This is a genomic window from Flavobacterium sp., from assembly GCF_049590715.1.
Lineage (GTDB): Bacteria > Bacteroidota > Bacteroidia > Flavobacteriales > Flavobacteriaceae > Flavobacterium.
This window is the reverse complement of the sequence record NZ_JBAWDL010000002.1, coordinates 1-3,967: the sequence shown is the minus strand read 5'-3', so window position 1 is coordinate 3,967 and position 3,967 is coordinate 1. Positions and strand designations below refer to the sequence as shown.

1 protein-coding gene is annotated in these 3,967 nt (G+C 39.3%); it reads right to left on the bottom strand.

Annotated elements, in window-relative coordinates; all coding sequences use genetic code 11:
* Window positions 1–3,878, bottom strand: a 3,878-nt coding sequence (gene dnaE / locus WBQ70_RS00020; protein ID WP_423908804.1) for a DNA polymerase III subunit alpha, incomplete at its 3' end; no start/stop codon positions are given.
* Between the last annotated feature and the right edge of the window lie 89 nt (window positions 3,879–3,967).

The window sequence follows — 3,967 nt, the reverse complement described above, 5'->3', positions numbered from 1 at the left end:
ACAAAATATTCCAATTTCTTGAGGTGTTCTAGTTTAGCATTACAAAAATATTTCATCTCAAATTTATAATCGTCCAAAGGATGTCCTGAGATGTAAATCCCCACAACTTCTTTTTCTTTAGCTAGTTTTTCCATCGTGCTCCAGTCTTCGCAAGGCGGCACAACAGGCTCAGCAATTTGAACATCACTGGCTTCACCAAACAAACTTACTTGAGAGGAATTCTCGTTTTCTTGGAACTTGGCACCATAACGAATCGCTTTTTCATAAAAGGTAATGTTGTCACCTTCCGTGTGGAAATATTGAGCTCGGTGGGTATCACTAAAACAATCAAAACCTCCAGCAAGTGCCAAATTTTCAAATGCTTTTTTATTGGCAGCGCGCAAATCAATCCGTTTGGCAAGATCAAAAATAGACTTATAATTTCCATCTTTTCTGTTTTCAACAATCGTAGCTACCGCTCCAGAACCAACACCTTTTACAGCACCCATTCCAAAACGTACCGCATAGTTTTCGTTTACGGTAAATTTATAATAGGATTCGTTTACATCTGGACCTAAAACCTGCAAGCCCATTCGCTTACATTCTTCCATAAAAAACGAAACCTGTTTGATGTCATTCATGTTATTCGAAAGTACCGCTGCCATATATTCAGCCGGATAATGCGCTTTTAAGTAGGCTGTTTGATAGGCAATCCAAGCATAGCAAGTGGAGTGAGACTTATTAAAGGCGTAACTCGCAAAGGCCTCCCAGTCTTTCCAGATTTTCTCTAAAACCACCGCATCATGACCTTTTTCTGAAGCTTGTGCAACGAATTTAGGCTTCATTTTATCAAGGACTTCTTTTTGTTTCTTACCCATCGCTTTACGCAAAACGTCGGCCTCACCTTTGGTAAATCCTGCCAAAGACTGAGACAAAAGCATCACCTGCTCTTGGTAAACGGTAATTCCGTAGGTTTCCCCAAGGTATTCCTCGCAGGCATCTAAGTCATATTTAATTTCCTCTTCGCCATTTTTTCGTCGAACGAAAGACGGAATATATTCCAAAGGCCCTGGTCGGTACAAGGCATTCATCGCAATCAAATCTCCAAATACTGTAGGTTTTAATTCCTTCATGTATTTTTGCATTCCGGGCGACTCGTATTGGAAAATTCCGACGGTTTCTCCACGCTGGAATAATTCGTATGTCTTTACATCGTCAATAGGGAAGGTATCGGGATCAAGTGTGATTCCGTTACGGTATTTCACTAATTTGACCGTGTCTTTTATCAACGTTAGGGTCTTTAAACCCAAGAAATCCATCTTCAACAATCCAGCACTTTCGGCTACGGAGTTGTCAAACTGGGTCACATATAAATCTGAATCTTTAGCGGTAGTAACGGGAACAAAATTCGTAATATCCGAAGGTGTGATAATCACCCCACAAGCATGGATTCCTGTATTTCGCATCGAACCTTCCAAGATTTTCGCTTGCTGAATGGTTTCTCCAGCCAAACTATCTTCATTAGCAATGGCGATTAATTCTTTGACCAATTCAAATTCGTCCGCTCCTTTTAAAGCTTTCTTAACCTCGTCTTCTGATTCAGAAAGGAAACGGGCTAAATTCCATTTTCCAGGCATCATAGCCGGAATTAATTTGGCAATTCTATCGGCTTCAAAAAGAGGTAAATCCAATACACGAGCGGTATCACGAATAGCAGATTTTGTTGCCATTTTACCGTAAGTAATAATTTGAGCCACCTGATTAGCACCGTATTTATTGATTACATAATCCATAACACGACCACGACCTTCATCATCAAAATCGATATCAATATCGGGCATGGACACACGATCCGGATTCAAGAAACGCTCAAAAAGCAAGTCGTACTTAATAGGATCAATATTGGTAATACCTAAACAATAGGCCACGGCAGATCCCGCTGCCGAACCCCTTCCTGGTCCAACGGAAACATCCATCTCTCTAGCCTTGGCAATGAAATCCTGTACAATCAAGAAATATCCAGGATATCCTGAATTTGAAATGGTTAATAATTCAAAATCCAATCGTTCTTGAATGGATGCTGTAATTTCGCCATAGCGTTTTTTGGCTCCTTCAATAGTTAGATGACGTAAATATTTGTTTTCTCCACGTACACCGCCATCGGCCTCATCTTCAATAACAACAAATTCCTCGGGAATATCATATTTAGGAAGCAAAACGTCTCGATATAATGAGTACGGTTCGACTTTGTCAATGACTTCTTGAATGTTGATTATGGCTTCGGGTAAATCAGCAAATAATTGCTTCATCTCTTCCCCCGACTTATAATAATACTCTTGATTAGGCAAACCATAACGATAGCCACGACCACGACCAATAGGCGTTGCTTGTTTTTCACCGTCTTTTACACAGAGTAAAATATCATGAGCATTAGCGTCTTCTTTATTAACGTAGTAGGTATTGTTTGTCGCAATTATTTTAACGTCATGTTTTTTGGCGAAAGCCAAAAGAGTTTGATTCACTCGATTTTCATCTTCTTGATTGTGACGCATCAATTCCAAATAGAAATCGTTACCAAATTGCGCTTTCCACCAAATCAACGCTTCTTCGGCTTGGTTTTCACCAATGTTTAGAATCTTACTCGGGATTTCTCCATATAAATTTCCCGAAAGCACCATGACATCTTCCTTGTACTTTTCGACAATAGTTTTGTCAATTCTAGGTACATAATAAAAACCATCAACATTGGCTATAGAAGCCATTTTGGCCAAATTATGATATCCTTTTTTATTTTTAGCCAATAGCACCACTTGGTAGCCATTGTCTTTTTTGGACTTGTCTTTGTGGTTTTCGCAAATGTTGAATTCGCACCCTACAATCGGTTTGATTTCGGTTTCGGTAGGTTCTTCGCCATTTTCAATTAGTTCCTTGTTTTTGGCTGCTGCAGCTTTGGTGTGATTCATTACCGCACTCACAAAGTGAAAAGCCCCCATCATATTAGCCGTATCCGTCATAGCAACGGCTGGCATTTTGAATTTGGCGGAAGCCTTAACAATATCATTAACGCCAATGGTCGATTGTAAAACCGAAAACTGGGTATGATTGTGCAAATGTGCAAAAGGCACATCGGTAAGAATCGCTTTGTTCTCTGAAAGGTCTTGCTTAGAAACTGTTTGTGTTTCTCTCTTGCTCAGTTGCTCTCGGATTTTGTCCGATGCCGCTTTTAAGTTGATGTGTTTTAATCCAATGAGTTGGATTTCTCTTGGATTTTTTTCCTTGAAATTTTTAAAATAATCCGCAGGAACATCAAGCTCTTCTTTCGTGAAAATATCTCTACGAATTAACTCTAGAAAACAACGAGTGGTTGCCTCGACATCGGCAGTAGCGTTGTGTGCTTCTGAGAAAGGAACGTTAAATAAATAACTATGTAATTCGGTCAGCGTAGGCAATTTGAATTTTCCACCACGACCTCCGGGCAATTGTAATAAGGATGCCGTAACTTCTGTACAAGTGTCTAAAACGGGCATTGTAGCCATCGGGCTTTCAACTCCCATTCGATGAAACTCAGCTCCCATAATATTGACATCAAAACCTAGATTTTGACCCACAATAAATTTGGATTTGCTTAATGCAATATTGAATTTCTCTAAAACTTCTGCAAGCGAGATACCATCGGCTTGGGCTAATTCGGTCGAAATTCCGTGGATACGTTCTGCATCATAGGGAATATTAAATCCATTAGGTTGTACTAAATAATCTTGGTTTTCAACAAGATTTCCCATTTCATCGTGCAACTGCCAAGCAATCTGAATACAACGAGGCCAGTTATCAGAATCGGTGATAGGAGCATTCCAGTTTTTAGGTAATCCAGTAGTTTCGGTATCGAATATTAAGTACATAGTTGCAGATGCGATAGTTGTAAATTTTAAAAATCATGAAAAGTGAATTTCAAATTTAGGGAATTTTTTTAAGGCAATCTACTTTAACT